16 protein-coding genes, 1 tRNA gene and 3 pseudogenes are annotated in these 16,190 nt (G+C 44.7%); 11 read left to right on the top strand and 9 right to left on the bottom strand.

Going from position 1 to position 16,190, the window contains the following annotated elements:
* Nucleotides 1-148: 148 nt before the first annotated feature.
* Complete coding sequence (locus FTU50_RS09465) at nucleotides 149-358, top strand: KTSC domain-containing protein (RefSeq protein WP_005178841.1); 210 nt, start codon at nucleotides 149-151, stop codon at nucleotides 356-358.
* 24 nt (nucleotides 359-382) lie between these two features.
* On the opposite strand, the gene FTU50_RS09460 is transcribed toward FTU50_RS09465, so the two are convergent.
* Nucleotides 383-604: a DUF1653 domain-containing protein gene (locus FTU50_RS09460; RefSeq protein ID WP_005178842.1), complete on the bottom strand. Its 222-nt coding sequence runs from the start codon at nucleotides 602-604 to the stop codon at nucleotides 383-385.
* A 296-nt stretch (nucleotides 605-900) separates the two neighbouring features.
* Between FTU50_RS09460 and ahpF the strand changes: the two genes are divergently transcribed.
* The 5 genes and pseudogenes from ahpF to FTU50_RS09435 all read left to right on the top strand — a co-directional run bounded on the left by ahpF (nucleotide 901) and on the right by FTU50_RS09435 (nucleotide 5,983).
* Nucleotides 901-2,466, top strand: coding sequence for an alkyl hydroperoxide reductase subunit F (ahpF, locus tag FTU50_RS09455; RefSeq protein ID WP_075166909.1), 1,566 nt, complete (start codon nucleotides 901-903; stop codon nucleotides 2,464-2,466).
* 193 nt (nucleotides 2,467-2,659) lie between these two features.
* A complete protein-coding gene (locus tag FTU50_RS09450) occupies nucleotides 2,660-3,004 on the top strand; it encodes a hypothetical protein (protein ID WP_104495508.1) in 345 nt (114 codons plus the stop codon).
* Nucleotides 3,005-3,134: 130 nt separating this feature from the next.
* Nucleotides 3,135-3,804 (top strand): annotated as a pseudogene (locus FTU50_RS09445) (DUF4372 domain-containing protein).
* A 173-nt stretch (nucleotides 3,805-3,977) separates the two neighbouring features.
* On the top strand, nucleotides 3,978-5,189 hold the full coding sequence (locus tag FTU50_RS09440) for a YeeE/YedE family protein (RefSeq protein ID WP_104484736.1): 1,212 nt from the start codon (nucleotides 3,978-3,980) through the stop codon (nucleotides 5,187-5,189).
* A gap of 92 nt (nucleotides 5,190-5,281) precedes the next feature.
* The gene (locus tag FTU50_RS09435) at nucleotides 5,282-5,983 is read left to right on the top strand and encodes a VIT family protein (RefSeq protein WP_005178853.1); all 702 of its coding nucleotides are present in this window, start codon (nucleotides 5,282-5,284) and stop codon (nucleotides 5,981-5,983) included.
* A gap of 51 nt (nucleotides 5,984-6,034) precedes the next feature.
* Here the strand turns inward: FTU50_RS09435 and FTU50_RS09430 are convergent, their stop codons facing one another.
* The 3 genes from FTU50_RS09430 to FTU50_RS09420 form a co-directional block, all read right to left on the bottom strand.
* The gene (locus FTU50_RS09430) at nucleotides 6,035-6,553 is read right to left on the bottom strand and encodes a hypothetical protein (protein WP_045794890.1); all 519 of its coding nucleotides are present in this window, start codon (nucleotides 6,551-6,553) and stop codon (nucleotides 6,035-6,037) included.
* 62 nt (nucleotides 6,554-6,615) lie between these two features.
* A complete protein-coding gene (locus FTU50_RS09425; protein WP_075166911.1) occupies nucleotides 6,616-7,395 on the bottom strand; it encodes a TIGR03915 family putative DNA repair protein in 780 nt (259 codons plus the stop codon).
* Entirely contained in the window at nucleotides 7,395-8,654 is a 1,260-nt protein-coding gene (locus FTU50_RS09420) for a putative DNA modification/repair radical SAM protein (protein WP_180069679.1), read from the bottom strand. The genes FTU50_RS09425 and FTU50_RS09420 overlap by 1 nt, the downstream gene beginning before the upstream one ends.
* 209 nt (nucleotides 8,655-8,863) lie before the next feature.
* On the opposite strand from FTU50_RS09420, the gene FTU50_RS09415 reads away from it, so the two are divergent.
* Nucleotides 8,864-9,907: a nitronate monooxygenase family protein gene (locus FTU50_RS09415; protein ID WP_016659133.1), complete on the top strand. Its 1,044-nt coding sequence runs from the start codon at nucleotides 8,864-8,866 to the stop codon at nucleotides 9,905-9,907.
* A gap of 65 nt (nucleotides 9,908-9,972) precedes the next feature.
* On the opposite strand, the gene FTU50_RS09410 is transcribed toward FTU50_RS09415, so the two are convergent.
* From FTU50_RS09410 to FTU50_RS09390, 5 genes are all read right to left on the bottom strand, one after another.
* Complete coding sequence (locus FTU50_RS09410; RefSeq protein WP_163145700.1) at nucleotides 9,973-10,563, bottom strand: hypothetical protein; 591 nt, start codon at nucleotides 10,561-10,563, stop codon at nucleotides 9,973-9,975.
* Between the two features lie 222 nt (nucleotides 10,564-10,785).
* Nucleotides 10,786-11,805 (bottom strand): tRNA dihydrouridine synthase DusB, encoded by a 1,020-nt coding sequence (dusB, locus tag FTU50_RS09405; protein WP_257223464.1) that lies wholly within the window; start codon nucleotides 11,803-11,805, stop codon nucleotides 10,786-10,788.
* A gap of 231 nt (nucleotides 11,806-12,036) precedes the next feature.
* Entirely contained in the window at nucleotides 12,037-12,246 is a 210-nt protein-coding gene (locus FTU50_RS09400; protein WP_005178879.1) for a cold-shock protein, read from the bottom strand.
* A 296-nt stretch (nucleotides 12,247-12,542) separates the two neighbouring features.
* A complete protein-coding gene (locus FTU50_RS09395) occupies nucleotides 12,543-12,773 on the bottom strand; it encodes a transposase (protein WP_163145698.1) in 231 nt (76 codons plus the stop codon).
* A gap of 175 nt (nucleotides 12,774-12,948) precedes the next feature.
* Nucleotides 12,949-13,025: transfer RNA gene (locus FTU50_RS09390), tRNA-Met, on the bottom strand.
* Between the two features lie 439 nt (nucleotides 13,026-13,464).
* On the opposite strand from FTU50_RS09390, the gene FTU50_RS09385 reads away from it, so the two are divergent.
* The 4 genes and pseudogenes from FTU50_RS09385 to FTU50_RS09370 all read left to right on the top strand — a co-directional run.
* The gene (locus FTU50_RS09385) at nucleotides 13,465-14,670 is read left to right on the top strand and encodes a DUF1615 domain-containing protein (RefSeq protein ID WP_180069677.1); all 1,206 of its coding nucleotides are present in this window, start codon (nucleotides 13,465-13,467) and stop codon (nucleotides 14,668-14,670) included.
* The gene (locus FTU50_RS09380) at nucleotides 14,637-15,272 is read left to right on the top strand and encodes an HAD-IB family phosphatase (RefSeq protein WP_104498581.1); all 636 of its coding nucleotides are present in this window, start codon (nucleotides 14,637-14,639) and stop codon (nucleotides 15,270-15,272) included. The genes FTU50_RS09385 and FTU50_RS09380 overlap by 34 nt, the downstream gene beginning before the upstream one ends.
* Before the next feature lie 117 nt (nucleotides 15,273-15,389).
* Nucleotides 15,390-15,743 (top strand): annotated as a pseudogene (locus tag FTU50_RS09375) (IS3 family transposase); the annotation flags it as partial.
* Between the two features lie 68 nt (nucleotides 15,744-15,811).
* Nucleotides 15,812-16,063, top strand: a pseudogene (locus FTU50_RS09370) (transposase); the annotation flags it as partial.
* Nucleotides 16,064-16,190 lie beyond the last annotated feature (127 nt).

Raw genomic sequence — 16,190 nt, 5'->3', positions numbered from 1 at the left:
CTGCGCTTTGACCGGGAGTGTTGGCACACAACACTCGACTTTCGCGGATAAAGTTGAAAATTCTTACAAATCAGTAATACATCCGGCTCTGCATTTGGCATATGGTCAAACTATAACGATTCCAAACACAATAAAGGAGGAATGGCTAATGGAAACTGTCCTGACTGTAACCTTCTGCAAATACAATACCTCAACACGCTACTTAAAAATATTTTATAACAATGGGTTGGCAGAGCTTTATCATCCTGTGCCAGAATTTATCTATAACAATCTGCTACGCAGTCATGATAAAGCTGCTTTTGTGCAAAAATATCTGGAGTACGATTTACACTTTAACAAGGTCTCGTTGCGACCTTGAATTGAGGTGCAGCAATTTCACCTCTCACATCATTTCCTGAACCAGTTTAAAACGCGGTAATTCACGATCATCTTCCAGACTGATCGATTCGGTAAACATGCTCAGTGGTCGAACCCAAATGGAATAATCACCATATAAACACTGGTAGACCACCAGCTTTTCCTCGGTTTCACTGTGCGTGGCCACATGCAACACCTGATACAACTGCCCTTTATAATGCTGATAAATGCCTCGGCTTAAACTCATCTTGATACTCACCTTTGTAATTTTAAATGCCATTGCTCAGGATAATGCCTAGTTTTAGTCACAAATAGCAAATCTTTGATTTTCTTATTGTCAATTCTTGAAAATTCCAGTGACAAGCCACATCTTAGAAGATAAAGCCATACATTTTTATGTGCAACTTCTGCATAAATACATGATTTTTATTGTTTGATTTAAAAAACCGATTGTTTTGATGAAAACAAACCGTTTCACCAATTAAATATTTTCTCCTATCATGTCTTTATCAAATACATTTTACTCCTCTGGAGACGTTAGCAATGTTAGATCAAAATACCACAGCCCAATTAAAAGCCTTGTTAGAACGCCTTGAAGGGCCAATCGAATTAGTGGCCACTTTAGATAGCTCTGACAAATCAGACAAAATCAAAGAACTGGTAACTGAAATTGCCGCCCTGTCTGATCAGGTGACTGCACGCTTCGATGGCAACAACAAACGTGCACCAAGCTTTGGTGTCGCCAAAGCCGGTGAGCAACCGCGTGTATTCTTCGCAGGTTTGCCAATGGGCCATGAGTTCACCTCTTTGATTCTGGCATTGTTACAAACTTCGGGCTATGCACCAAAAGTGTCTGATGAAGTATTAGCTTCTATTAAAGACTTGGGCATCCAATCGGACTTTGATGTGTTCGTATCGTTAAGCTGCCATAACTGTCCAGACGTGGTGCAGGCATTGAACCTGATAGCCATCTATAACCCGGGTACTACTGCCACTATGATTGATGGTGCATTCTTCCAGGATGAAGTGGAAGAACGTAAGATCATGGCGGTACCGATGGTATTCCAGGACGGTAACCACATCGGTCAGGGTCGTATGACACTGGAAGAAATCATTGCCAAATTAGACACCAACTCTGCAGCCAAAGAAGCAGAAAAGCTGAATGCCAAAGCTGCGTTCGATGTACTGGTGATTGGTGGTGGTCCTGCTGGAAACACTGCAGCGATTTATGCAGCACGTAAAGGCATTAACACCGGTATCGTGGCGGAACGTTTTGGCGGTCAGGTGATGGACACCATGGACATTGAAAACTTCACTTCAATCAAGAAAACCCAAGGTCCAAAATTTGCCGCTGAAATGGAAGCACACGTACGTGAATACGGTGTCGACATCATGAACCTACAACGTGTATCTGACATTAAAGGTGCAGATGAAACCGCCAACGGTTTAGTTGAAGTGACCTTGGAAAACGGTGCCAAGCTGGAATCGAAAACTGTGGTGCTTTCAACCGGTGCACGCTGGAGAGAGATGAATGTCCCAGGTGAAGCAGAATACCGTACCCGTGGTGTGGCGTATTGCCCGCACTGTGATGGCCCTTTATTCAAAGGCAAACGTGTTGCAGTCATTGGTGGTGGTAACTCTGGTGTAGAAGCCGCGATTGACCTGGCGGGTATTGTTGAGCATGTAACCTTAGTAGAATTTGATACCAAATTACGTGCCGACCAGGTATTGCAAGACAAGCTAAACAGCTTGCCAAATACCACAGTGATTAAAAATGCACTTTCAACCGAAGTGGTCGGTGATGGTTCACAAGTGACCGCGCTGAAATATAAAGACCGTGCAACAGATGAAGAGCATACGGTTGAACTGGCAGGGATCTTTGTACAGATCGGTTTATTGCCAAATACCGACTTCTTGAAAGACACCCAAGTTGAGCTGAGCAATCGTGGTGAAATTGTGATTAATGACCGCAACGAAACCAACGTCAAAGGTGTATTTGCGGCGGGTGACTGTACTACAGTCCCATACAAGCAGATCATTATTGCCACTGGTGAAGGCGCAAAAGCATCCTTATCTGCCTTTGATTACATCATTCGTTCAGGACAGTAATTCTGCTGAATTAACTCTAGAACACCACAAGCCTATAGCGTGCACTACGCTATAGGCTTTTTTTGTATTTCATTTTCTTACATTTAATCAACAATTTGTTATCTATTGCCAGATCGGAACTGGTTTATATTTTTGAATATTCACTGCTGTTGTGGATATTTGCCTTGAGAATAGAATTAAAAGGAATATGACAATGAATAAATTACTTGTTGCTTTAGGTCTTACTGCTACCGTTGCTTTAGTGGGCTGTAACCGTGATCAGGCGCCTGAAACAGGTGCAACCACTGGCGAACATCTGGAAAATGCTGCTGAACAGGCAGGTCATGATATTTCCGGTGCTGCTGAAGAAGCTTCAGCTGAAATGGATGCTGCAACGGATGAAGCTGCTGCAGAGTTAGATCAGGCCGCGGACAATGCTGCTGCGGCAACCAGTCAGGCTTGGGATGAAACCAAGGAAGCCACCAAAGATGCAACTGCGACCGCAGCCGGTGCTGTTGAACAAGGTGCTGCGAACGTACGTGAAGAAGCCCAGCAATAAAATTCACTTCCTCACTAAAAGCTCCCTTCCGGGCACTGCTGTCCCATAGTTTGCTTTAAATAAAAAAACCTGAGTCCTAACAGTTAAAATATGAGTGCAAACAAACACTTTAATGACCAGGATTCAGGTTTTGTCACATCAGAATACCGTATTTCATGAGCTAATTAAACCTGTTGTGTGACAGGATTTTGAACAACTTGCTAAAGTACACCATGTTGGACAGAAATTTAGAGCGGCTTCCCGGTGGGATCAGTTTATTGCCATATTGATGTCTCAATTCTCTTGTAGGCAAAGTCTGAGAGATATTCAATCCAATTTGGAGTGCCAACAGGAAAAGCTGAGTCATCTCGGAGCAAAGTCTATTCCCCGAAGCACGCTGGCACGAATCAATGAGCAGCAGCCTGCTGCCTTGTATCAACAGCTATTTTACAAGTTGCTTAAATACTATGAACACTCAAAAGTAGCTCATAAATTTCGCTTTAAGAATCCCTTGTATTCCTTGGATGCCAGTCATATTGACCTGTCGCTTTCCTTATGTGAATGGGCCAAAGTTCACGACTCAATTAAAAGCGTTTCTAGGCCGCAGCAGGAACGCAATTCAGACACAAATCTGGATTGCGATGATCGCCTATTTATTGGTGAGTTTCGCTCGACATTTAGGAAAAACAGGTTGGACAGTTCAACGTTTACTCAGAATAATTCAAGTGAATTTGTTTGAAAGAAGAACTTTAAAAGCTTTATTTTCACCCGATAAAATACCCATAAAACAAGAGGAAGCTCAAATGAGCTTCCTCTTGTGAAAAATTGTGGGACAGCAATGCCCTTCCGGGAGCTTTTTTATTATTCATTTTACTAATATTTAAAATTAGAAATTTCAAATTTAAAATAGCTTAAATGACTGTTTCTGTCAGGTTAAAAGTTTAAATTTCCACTAAAATACTCAGGATTCTGATTTCTCTCCCTGTTATTGTCTATGTCTATTATTGCTGCAAAAGCCGACCGGTCGAATCGCTCGATCTGGGTCGCGCTGGTGTTATTGTTTATTGGCTGTATTGGCGCCTATCAGGTGGTGGGCATTAACCAGGCACTATTATTCCTGATTGGTGGTGCACTGGGGATGACTCTGTACCATGCTTCTTTTGGTTTTACCTCAAGCTGGCGGGTGTTTATCAAGCAAGGTCGTGGTCGCGGTCTGCGTGCACAAATGATCATGCTTGGTCTGGCAGTACTGCTGTTTTTCCCAGCCTTAGGTGCAGGTGAACTGTTTGGCAATCCGGTCAATGGTTTTGTTAGCCCAGTGTCAATGTCGGTGATGATTGGTGCCTTTATTTTTGGTATTGGTATGCAGCTTGGCGGCGGCTGTGCTTCTGGTACGCTGTATACCGTGGGTGGTGGTAGCGCACGCATGCTGGTAACGCTGGTGTTCTTCTGCTTAGGCTCACTGATTGCCACCACACATTTAGACTGGTGGTTTAACCTGCCGCATCTAGCGCCCATTTCACTGGTCACAAGCTTAGGCGTGATGCCGGCGTTATTGCTGAACTTTGTGCTGTTTGCCCTGATTGCCTTGGTTACCGTCTGGTATGAAAAGAAACGTCATGGCAGCCTGGAAGTTGAACCGGCGGCACAGTATCAGGGCTGGAAACGCTTCTTACGTGGCCCGTGGCCGTTGGTGTGGGGCGGTATCATCCTGACCTTGCTTAACTTTGCTACTCTTGCATTGGCTGGACGTCCATGGGGCGTGACCTCTGCGCTGGCCGTCTGGGCCGCCAAATCGGCCAGTTTTGTGGGTGTTGATGTGGCTTCATGGAGCTACTGGCAGCAACCGGCCAATGCCAAAGCACTAACGGAATCGTTATGGTTTGATATTACCTCGATGATGAACTTCGGGATTATGCTGGGCGCCCTGCTGGCAGCCAGTCTGGCCGGTAAATTCACACCAAACTTTAATATTCCAAAACGCTCCCTGATGGCGGCAATCGTTGGCGGTTTGCTGTTAGGTTATGGCGCACGTCTGGCCTACGGCTGTAATATTGGTGCCTATTTCAGTGGTATTGCCTCTGGCAGTTTACATGGCTGGCTGTGGCTGGTATTTGCCTTTATTGGCAATGGCATTGGGGTCAAATTGCGTCCATTCTTCTTCCCGGAAGAACGCCCACAACCGGAAAAGCTGACCGGCTGTTAATTCCTGACTTGCCGTTCAAAAAGCCCCAAAAGTTGGGGCTTTTTTCATCTCTGGGTTAAGATAGCCGCATACAATAAAAAATCAGGAGGGCTATGAGTTATTCACATCATCATGAAAAACATTATATTTTAAGAACGGGCTGGTTACGTGCTGCGGTGTTGGGAGCCAATGACGGGATTATCTCGGTGACCAGTCTGGTGATCGGGATGGCGGCCAGTGGTGCTTCCAGCCAGACCCTGCTGATTACCTGTATTGCCGGCCTGATTTCAGGCGCCAGTTCCATGGCTGCTGGCGAATATATTTCGGTCAAATCCCAGGAAGATATCGAGCAGGCTGACCTGCACATGGAATCCAGAGAACTGCGTAAAAACCCCGATCTGGAACTAAAAGAACTGACCCATATTTATACCTTGCGCGGCCTGACGCCTGAGCTGGCACATGAAGTGGCGGTACAGCTGACCGCCAAAGATGCCCTAGCCGCCCACGCCCGCGATGAAATCGGCATTCATGAAAATACTGCCGCCAATGCGGTACAGGCGGCGGCATCCTCGGCGATTGCATTTTCTTTAGGGGCGCTGTTGCCTTTACTGACCATTGTCTTTAGTCCGGTGGAATATCTGGACCGAAGCATTGTGATTGTAGGTGTCTTATCGCTGGCCTTACTGGGTGCCCTGTCCAGCTATTTTGCCGGCACCTCCATGCTCAGAGGCAGCTTGCGGGTCACGGTCTGGGGCGTGGTGGCCATGCTATTTGCACACTGGATTGGCTCGTTGTTCCATGTCACACCTTTATAAAAAAACCGCCCAGCAAATTGGGCGGTTTTTTCTTTTACCTTAGGGCTGTGTTTACTGTAAAGCCGCTTTCAGGTTACAGCCATAATTCATGGTTTGCTGCACCTGACGATAGCTGGTATAGCGGTTTAAAATAAAATCATAAAAATTGTCGGCATTGGCAAAATTCTGCTTTAAATTTTCCTGTTGAGCCTGGGGCAGCTGGATCTGATCAAGCAGTTCCAGATTATAATGTCCGAGACGATACATCTCGGCAAAATAGCCATTCATCATATCGCAATAGCCGGCTTTGGTCGGCTTTAAGGCGGTACTGCTGACCAGATGCTGGTTCAAGGTCATCAGATTATCGGCATCTAAAGGAAACTGCTGGGCAAAGGCAATACTTTCCAGCTGCTTAAACTGCTGAAAATCGGCTTCCAGTTGACGGTTTAAGGCACTAAAGCGCTGCTGTAGCTGCTCTGCACTGGCCACCTGATATTGTTCAGGCTGGACCTGTACCTGCTCTGCCTCATGTGGCCCACATGCTGTTAAACCTGTTACTGTGAGCAGAACTGCCCCCACATACCCCTTCATGCTTTTACCTTATCCACGATACAACCCGGGCATTATACTGATGAAACCGGCCGGGATGAAAGTTAGAGCGACTTTTCATTCATATAGCGCCAGTAACGTTTCGGTACATACTGAATATGCAGCTTCATGTTCTGCCGTGCCTGAATATTGACGCTGTGAAAATAATCTTTCCACAGCTGGTCATATAAAAATTCTTCAGCATCCAGCTCGATACTAAAGGCCTGACTGTGGCCACTGCCCAGCTTGGAATCCAGCTGCCGGGCATTCATCTGAACCTGATGCACATCATCCAAATCATAATAAATGCCATAATCACGCTGTTCATCATAAATCAGCCAGCGCTGATCCTGATAACGCGCCTTAAAATGCCGCTCGATCAGCGGTAGTACATTAAAATCTGGCCGCACCAGACTTAAGAACAGACCATCCTGACATTTTTTAAAACGTACAAAGGCTTCCATACGATGTTTTTCCCGGCCCACCTGCTTGGCCCACTGTGCCATGCCCAACACCGCCGGATGGCCATAATTACCATCCACCGCATGGCCGTGTTGAAACACATAAATGCAAAAATCAAACAGATGCTGAAAAGCCTGTTCCTGCTCCGACAAAAAGCACAAATAAAACTGGCGCAAGCTGCCGGGCAGGATTTTCTGTTTCAAGCCCTGCCAGACCCGCTGTCCCTGCTCATCCTGCGAAGGGATGACAATAAACTCATCAAACAGGCCATGCTGTGACTGTGGATTGGCGGTAATGTGTACATCAAACTCTTGAAAGCGAAATGCCCGAAACACACAGCAAAGCAAGCCGGTGAGCGTGCCATCAAAGCAGTAGGTGGCCATTAAAAAGCAAAGCCCAGTTGTGGCGAGAGCTGCTGCTGATATTTGGATTGCCCCGACTGTAAAATCTGCTGGCGTATCTGCTGCGCTGGCGGCTCTTTTTTAAATTTCGGGCTGTCGGCACAGCGAATAAAATGCTGGGCACGGTTATAGGCCACGCCCATGCGTTTTAGCTGATCTATATGAATGTGCCCAAACCGGCGCGCCTGCACAATTTTCTGCGCCGAACGTACGCCTATACCCGGCACCCGTAAAATCAGCTGGTAGTCGGCACGGTTGATATCTACCGGAAAAGCTTCAGGATGACGCAGCGCCCAACCCAATTTCGGGTCGACATCCAAGTCTAAATTGGGATGTTGATCATCTACCAGTTCATGCGCGGCAAAGCCATAAAAACGCATTAACCAGTCACTTTGATAGAGCCGGTTTTCACGCAGTAATGGCGGAGCCGAACCGACAGCTGGCAAAGCTTTGTCCTGTGTATTAATCGGAATATAACCGGAGAAATAGACCCGTTTCAGCTTGAATTCCTTGTAGTGCCGGTCAGCCATCATAATGATGTCTTGATCAGTTTCATGATGTGCACCCACCACCATCTGCGTGGTTTGTCCGGCTGGCACAAACTTCGGTACCGATTTGATGATTTTCGATTCATCCTTGATCTGGATCAGCCGATCCCGGACAATCCCTAAATCTTTCTGCACTTCGGCATGACTTTTTTCCGGCGCAAATTGCTGCAGTCCGGCTTCGGTCGGCATTTCCAGGTTAATACTCATCCGGTCGACATATAAACCGGCTTCAGTAATAATTTCCTGAGATGCACCGGGAATGGTTTTTAAATGAATATAGCCGTTAAAGTTTTCTTCCAGCCGCAGCTTTTTGACCACCTGCAGCATCCGTTCCATGGTGTAATCGGCCGATTTAAAAATACCGGAACTTAAAAACAGCCCTTCAATATAGTTACGCCGGTAAAAATTCATGGTCAGATCGACCACTTCCTGCACAGTAAAGGCCGCGCGTTTAACATCATTGGAACGGCGCGAAACGCAATAGGCACAGTCATAAATACAGACATTGGAGAACAGGATTTTAAGCAGCGAGACACAACGCCCATCTTCGGTATAGCTGTGACAGATGCCATTACCGGTATTGCCCAGCCCTTGGTCTGTATTTTTGCGCCGACTACCACTCGATGAGCAGGACACATCATATTTGGCAGCATCGGCTAAAATTTGCAGTTTTTCACGGATACGTTCAGACATGCGTTTCAGCAGAAATCAGGAGATAAGCTGATTATAAAAAAGCGAAAATGCTGCGCCTAGCAAGCCGATGCGTGAGCACGACCCAGCTTGTCGCAACGAATGTAACTGCTGTGTAAGAAGGAGCAGATTATTTAAAAAATAAATAATGATTATGATTTGCTAATTTTGTTCAGCTTGGGCAAAGTGTAGGAAGAATAAGGAGAAATCGCATGTCTATATTGGAACAGCTCGGCATTAAACATCCTATTTTTTTAGCGCCGATGGCCGGTGTTTCGACACCTGAACTGGCTGCCGAAGTTTCCAACCAGGGCGGCTTGGGTTCACTGGGTTTAGGGGCCAGTTCAGTGGCGTCTGCCCGAGAACAGATTTTAAAAACCCAGGACCTGACCGACTGCCCTTTTCAGGTCAATTTCTTCTGTCATCAACCCGAGCCGCTGGATGAAGCTGCTGCTCAGGTCTGGCTGGATTATTTAAGTCCGCATTTTGTCCATTATGGCGTAGCGCTGCCGACCCAGCTCAAAAATCTGTATCCTAGTTTTTTAAGCAATGATGATTATCTGAATCTGGTGCTGGAAACCCGTCCTCAGGCGGTAAGCTTTCATTTTGGTATTCCGCACGCGCATCAGATTCAGGCGCTAAAACAGGCCGGGATTATCACCATGGTCTCTGCCACCAATCTGGCCGAAGCACAAGCCATTGAAGCGGCGGGTATTGATATTATTATTGCCCAAGGCGTAGAGGCTGGCGGTCATCGTGGCCTGTTTAATGCCGCTATTGATGGTGGTATCCGCACGGTAGATTTAGTGACTTTACTGACCCAGCATTGTCAGATTCCGGTGGTTGCGGCTGGTGGAATTATGAATGGTCAACATGCACAGCGTGTCATGAACCTGGGCGCAGTTGCGGTGCAGCTCGGGACCGCCTTTGTGCAATGTAAATCTTCCAATGCCAATGAGGCGTATCGCAAGGCTTTATTTAGCCAGAGCTGTACCCAAATTACCGATTCAATTTCCGGCCGTCCGGCACGTGGTCTGGTCAATCAGTGGCACCGTCTGGTGGATACACCAAACCGTCCGCCGGTACCGACCTATCCGTATACTTATGATATTGGCAAGCAGTTACATGCCGCAGCTAGCCAGCAAGGTGAACAGGGATTTGGTGCATTCTGGGCCGGTGCCAATGTCGGTCTGATTCGTGACATGGAAGCCGGTGATTTAATTAATCAACTGGTGCTGGAAATGACCAGTCACTAAGCGAGAATAATAAAAAACATCTCCGCGGAGATGTTTTTTATTGGCTTGATAGTATCTTGAATACTTTAACGGGTGACACGTTGCCAGGCATCTTTGGCTGCAAATTTAGCTTCTTCCCAGTTTAGACGGGAATCGCCTTTCATCTGTTCCCATTTGGTGCGCAGTTCTGGCTCGGCCCGGTCAAAATCGACATTTTGTTCATATAAAGGCCGGTTTTCATAACCCAGTCGATAGGCGCCGCGATAATCACGATCATAGTCGACATCGGCATAGACACTGCGGGTTTCATTATAATATGGACGGTTCTGGTACTGATCACGCCAGTATACATCTTCTGCGATCGGATCAATCGGATCGGCAATTTCATTACCGGCCAGTCCGCCAACCACGCCACCGGCTATACCACCGACCACAGCACCAACCGGACCAGCTGCAGCACCTACGGCTGCGCCTGTGGCCGCACCCCCTAACACTCCCACACTGGTACCAACAGGATGATCTCCTGCTTCATTCATATCCGGGACACGATTGGTGTCCAAATCAGGACGTGCATTCACATCGGTCGGGTCGACATTTAAACCCTGGCTTCGTTCTTGTGGTAATTCTGTTGAGGTCTTATGGCTAAATTCAGTCACAGGACGATTGGTATTGGTCATGTTGAAACTCCCTGGATCATTGTTATTAACAAGACTGGAATATCATCTTGCCAAGTGAAGACCTACCTAGCATAGAGCAAGCCAAGCCTTGCAATGTCCAAGTCCTGTCCATGTTCAGTGAGCGTATGTTGCCCTGTGTTCAGGTCTGTAGAGAATGTAAACGGACACAACCAGAGATAAAAAATGACGCCCGCAGGCGCCATGGTTTTGTTAGATGTTTAATTATTTGGTTTCTAACAGATTGACCTGTTCGACCTCGACATCACTCATGATGTTGCCATGTTCTAACAGCTGATTAAAATAGTGTTCCACCACCTGATACTGCTCGGCTGTGCTTTCCACACGGTACATATTCTGACGGAACTCATTGCTGGAACGCAGTCCTTTGGTGTACCAGGCAATATGTTTACGTGAAATGCGGCAGCCCGAATATTCACCATAAAAACTATAAAGTTCAGTTAAATGCCCGAGCAGTACCTGTTTAACCTCTTCAATACTTGGTGCAGCCAAATGCTCACCAGTCGTCAGGTAATGGGCAATTTCACGAAAAATCCAGGGACGACCTTGTGCCGCACGGCCAATCATAATCGCATCTGCACCGGTATAATCCAGCACCATTTTGGCTTTTTCCGGACTGTCGATATCACCATTGGCAATCAGGGGAATATTCAGCTCCGCCTTGACCTGCTTGATTAACTCATAGCGCGCCGTGTTCAGGTACATATCTTCACGGGTACGGCCATGCAGGGCCAGCGCAGCAATACCGGCCTGTTCAGCACGCTTGGCCACACGCAGAATATTTTCCTGACCGTTTAAAAAACCGAGTCGGGTTTTTAAGGTTACCGGCACATCGACTGCTTCCACCACTGCATCTAAAATCCGGGCGACCAGATCTTCATCTTGTAACAACGCCGAACCCGCCAGCTTGTTACATACTTTTTTGGCAGGACAGCCCATATTGATGTCGACAATCTGTGCGCCATTGGCCACCTGATAACGCGCAGCTTCAGCCAGATCAGCCGGATCAGAACCGGCAATTTGTGCAGAAATCGGCGCGATTTCACCATCAAAGTTGGCCCGATACAGACTTTTTTTGCTCATGCGCAACGTCTTGTCCGAAGTCATCATTTCACTGACTGCATGGCCTGCACCAAAATATTTGCACAGTGTTCTAAACGGCCGATCTGTGACACCTGCCATTGGAGCCACCCACAGCTTTCGTTCAATAGGACGATCAAACAGTTCTTGAATGACAGGATGTGAACTCAATGTATGAACCTCAGGAAACAGAAAATGCGCAGCGAATCTTTCATAGGGGAGAAAATCGGATACGGCGCTAAAAACCGGGCTAGTTTAAAGCCTTCTGAACAAAATTTCTATGTATCTGTTCAGACCACAGCGCAGTGGGGTTTTAGTACATTCTAAAAAACAAAAGCCCATCAGAAGATGAGCTTTTTGCAGCGAAACTGGCAATTAGATTGCAGTAATACCGCTGGCCTGATCGCCTTTTTTACCCGCTACGATGGTAAATTCAACACGTTGACCTTCATGTAAGGTTTTGAAGCCCTGGTTGGTAATTTCGCTGTAATGAGCAAAAACGTCCTGACCTGAATCTGCCTGAATAAAACCAAAACCTTTAGTTTCATTAAACCATTTCACAGTACCAGTAACTGTATTTGACATAAGATAATCCTGTATTAAAAAACTTTTAAATTGGTCATAGATAAACCAATAATTAACTGGAAAATGACTTTGAAACTAAAAATCTGATACTACGAAGGATATTAAAAAACGACGGAGGGAAAAGATTTGCTGAAACAATAGTAATTCTTCTAGTTAAGGACCACTATACAGACTTCTGTTCTGAATGCAATAAAAATAAATTAATTCAATAGACCTCTTGCGAAAGTATCGTTTCACCAAATTTTTGAATTGGCTAAAACCTTATAAAATGTAGCTTTGGACTGTTTAAATTTTGACTAACGCAAGAAGTCTAATTTATATAGCTGATTTAAAGCAATATAAAAACTTTTACCATCCAGGTTAAATTCCACCTGCTGGCCGGACTGAAGCTCAATCATTTTACCGACTTCCACCCAGATAAAGCCTTGACTCGAGCGCTGCTTCTTTTTCAGCGGCATCACTTTTACAAAAATTTCCTGACCATTGACTGCAGTGGCCAACTGCCAATTTTCTACATTATTCAACATAACTGACTCATTATATGAGCTTAGGTGATCATTTCAGAAAGCTGTTCCATTTTATTAAAATTTCATCTTTCAAAAATCGGATAAAAACACAATCAAATTTGATTATTTTAAACTTTTCACTGTCCCAATTCTCACAATTATGGACAAATATTCAATCACTATAAGCATTAAAAGTTGGATGCGGGGGCCGGATTTGAACCAACGATCTTCGGGTTATGAGCCCGACGAGCTACCAGACTGCTCCACCCCGCAAAGGAGAGTTAGCTTTATACGCCCTATATTTGCTAAACACAAGGTTTATTTAAAATACACACTAAAATAACCACAGTTCTACGCTAAAATAATTCCCTTTATTTTGGGTAGAAAATTTTGGAATTATTAAAAAACAACAGATAATATTTTAAAAACAATTCAGATGATTTTATACAGCATCTCCCTTATTTATTTAAATTTTTTCCTTAAAATAACAGAAGATCATCAAATTAAAATCAGCGCTTTATTTTGAAATAGAATTTAGTATCTAACCCTACAGTATCCGCTTTTTGAGCCACTCAATTCTCTGGCATCTTGCAGATAAAAATTGACAGTGCAACGTAGGCCGTATACATATATATTCACACCTGTATAGCCGAATTTCTGTATACTTCATCTGCCCTGTAGGCTGACCCGTCTGGACCGAGTTTTCCTGTTTATGAAACACACCTTCCTGTCATCTGTAATCAAATCTTTAAGCCTGATTGCGTTATCTTTAAGTTTAGCTGCCTGTGGCGACAGCGCCTGGTGGAATAAAGGCGATGAGCCAAGTCTAGATGCAGATCAGATCAAACGACTGATTCCTTCCCGCGTGAAAGATCGTGATTCATGGGCCAAAGATATTTACGATATTAGTGAACAATTGGGCATTCCGCAGACCAAGGAAAATATGTGTACCATTGTCGCCGTGGTCGATCAGGAATCCAACTTTGTTGCCGATCCACAGGTTTATGGTTTAGGTGAAAAAGCAGTTAAAGAAGTCCAGGAACGCTTAGACGAGAAGTTTAAAGATAAACTCGGTGAAGCCATTGGTGGCACCATTGCCGGCTATTTTCAGGATGTACTGAAAAACCATCCTAGCCCGGAAGATAACTATTTAAGCCAGATGCGCCGGGTCAAAACCGAACGGGAACTGGATGAACTTTATCGTGAAATTTTTGACTATATGGCCAAGCATTATCATGTGTCGGCCCTGACCGGCGCCGCCAAGCTGTTTGGTCAAAATATCGGAGAAAAGCTGAATCCGATTACCACCTTAGGTTCGATGCAGGTGCATATCAGTTATGCCAAGGAACATAAACGCCAGGGCGGCAATATTGCAGAATTACGTACCGATTTATACAGCCAATATGGTGGCCTGTATTATGGTATTCACCGTCTGATGATGTATCCGGCCGACTATGATAAACCGCTATATCGCTTTGCCGATTATAACTCAGGCATGTATTCCAGCCGTAATGCCGCTTTTCAGAGCATGCTGAATGATTTAACCGAAGCCGAATTATCTCTAGACGGTGATTTACTGCTCTATAGCAAAGATGGCGGTGTTCGCAGTGCCAAGAGCCAATCTGAACGCGAGCTGATTAGTGTTTTTGCCAAACATAATATTGTGCTCACCCCACGCCAGATCCGCTCCGATCTGAAAAAAGAAAAAGAGCAGGATTTTGAAGATACCGCCTCGTATCGCGCCTTATTAAAACTGTATCAGGAACAAACTGGCAAAGAACCATTTTATGCGATGATGCCAGAGGTGGTAATTTCCGGACCAAAACTCAGCCGCGACTATAATACCAACTGGTTTGCTACTCGGGTCAACGGGCGATATACCACATGCATGCAAAAAGCCAAAAATATAAAAATCTAGCCTTATTCGATTTTGATGGAACCCTGTGCAGCAAAGACAGTTTTACAGGGTTTATTTTCTATGTTTTATCTAACCGGCATATTATTAAACAAGGGCTTAAAATCTTGCCTTGGATTCAGGCTTATTATTTAAAAGCTTACCCTGCGCATGCCATGCGACCTAAATTGTTTAATGCCATGTTTAAAGATGCAAGTACAGCTGAAATATTAGTACTTGCACAGCACTATGCAGCAGATTTAATGCATGACCTTAATCCGCAGCTGTTACAACAATTAAAACAACATCAATTAAATGGTGATGATGTGGTGATTGTTTCAGCCAGTGTGGATATTTATTTGCAATATATTTGTCAGCAATTAAATGTCGATTTGATTTGTACTAAAACAGAAATTAAAAATCTGCAATTTACAGGGCGATATTCAACACCTGATTGTAGTCGGGAACAAAAGAAAATACGGATTTTAGAACAATACGATTTAAATAATTATACTACTATTTATGCGTATGGTAATAGTGATGAAGATGATGCCATGCTGAGTTTAGCGACTTATTCTTATATGGTTGGTACAGATCATTCATTGCCAGGGTCAACGGCATTCTAAAATTGCCCCCTTTTACCTTACAAATGGCAAAGTAAAATTGACCCCTTTGATCTCGTATTAAGGTTGTCCCGTCCTAAATAAAGTTGACACTTTCTAAACCTAAATTTGGAGAGTGCAATGAAAACAATCATCAAGAGAACCCAACGAGATTATAGCCTCGCCTTTAAATTGTCAGTTGTAGACTAGGTTGAAAATGGTGAAATGACTTATAAACAGGCACAGGATCACTATGGTATCCAAGGATGTTCCACCATTTTAGTTTGGCTTAGAAAGCATGGTAGATTAGATTGGAGTAAAGGTTCCCCTTTTTCAAATGGAGTACAGGCCATGTCTGATCCACTTCCTTTAACACCTGAACAACGTATCAAAAAATTAGAAAAAGAATTGCTCGATACCCAAAGAAAAGCTGAATTCTTTGAAGCTATCATTGATGTACTTGAAAAAGAATACGGAGTAAAACTCGTAAAAAAGCCAAAAGGTATATTATCTGCCAGAAGCAAAAAGAAGTAGGCTTGAGCGTTTCACAGTGTTGTCGCTATGCACGCTTTAGATCAGGTCAGGTCATTGAGGTGGGCTGCATGGCACATGCACGTCGTAAATTCCACGAACTGCATGTGACCCAAAAAAGTCAGGTCGCTGAACAGGCATTAGTGCTGATTCAGAAACTGTATGCGATAGAAGCAGAATTAAGAAAAAAGACGGATGGTACAGCGCAACACCGCCGCGAATACCGGCAACAGCACAGTCAACCGGTGATGCAACAACTGTATGAATGGCTCAACCAACATTATCAGAGGTGGTTCCACTTGTTTGAACAACTAAAAGCGTATTTATAAGTGATATTCCGCTCTAGTTAAGCCACCTTGTTTTGTTGGGGTAGCTGATCATAGTAAAACTCATTTGGTGTCATTTTGTCTA

The sequence above is a fragment of the Acinetobacter sp. YH12112 genome, assembly GCF_013418945.1.
In the GTDB taxonomy this organism is placed as follows: Bacteria; Pseudomonadota; Gammaproteobacteria; order Pseudomonadales; family Moraxellaceae; genus Acinetobacter; species Acinetobacter indicus.
Note: the sequence above shows the minus strand (reverse complement) of the source record. Positions and strands in the feature narration are given on the sequence as shown.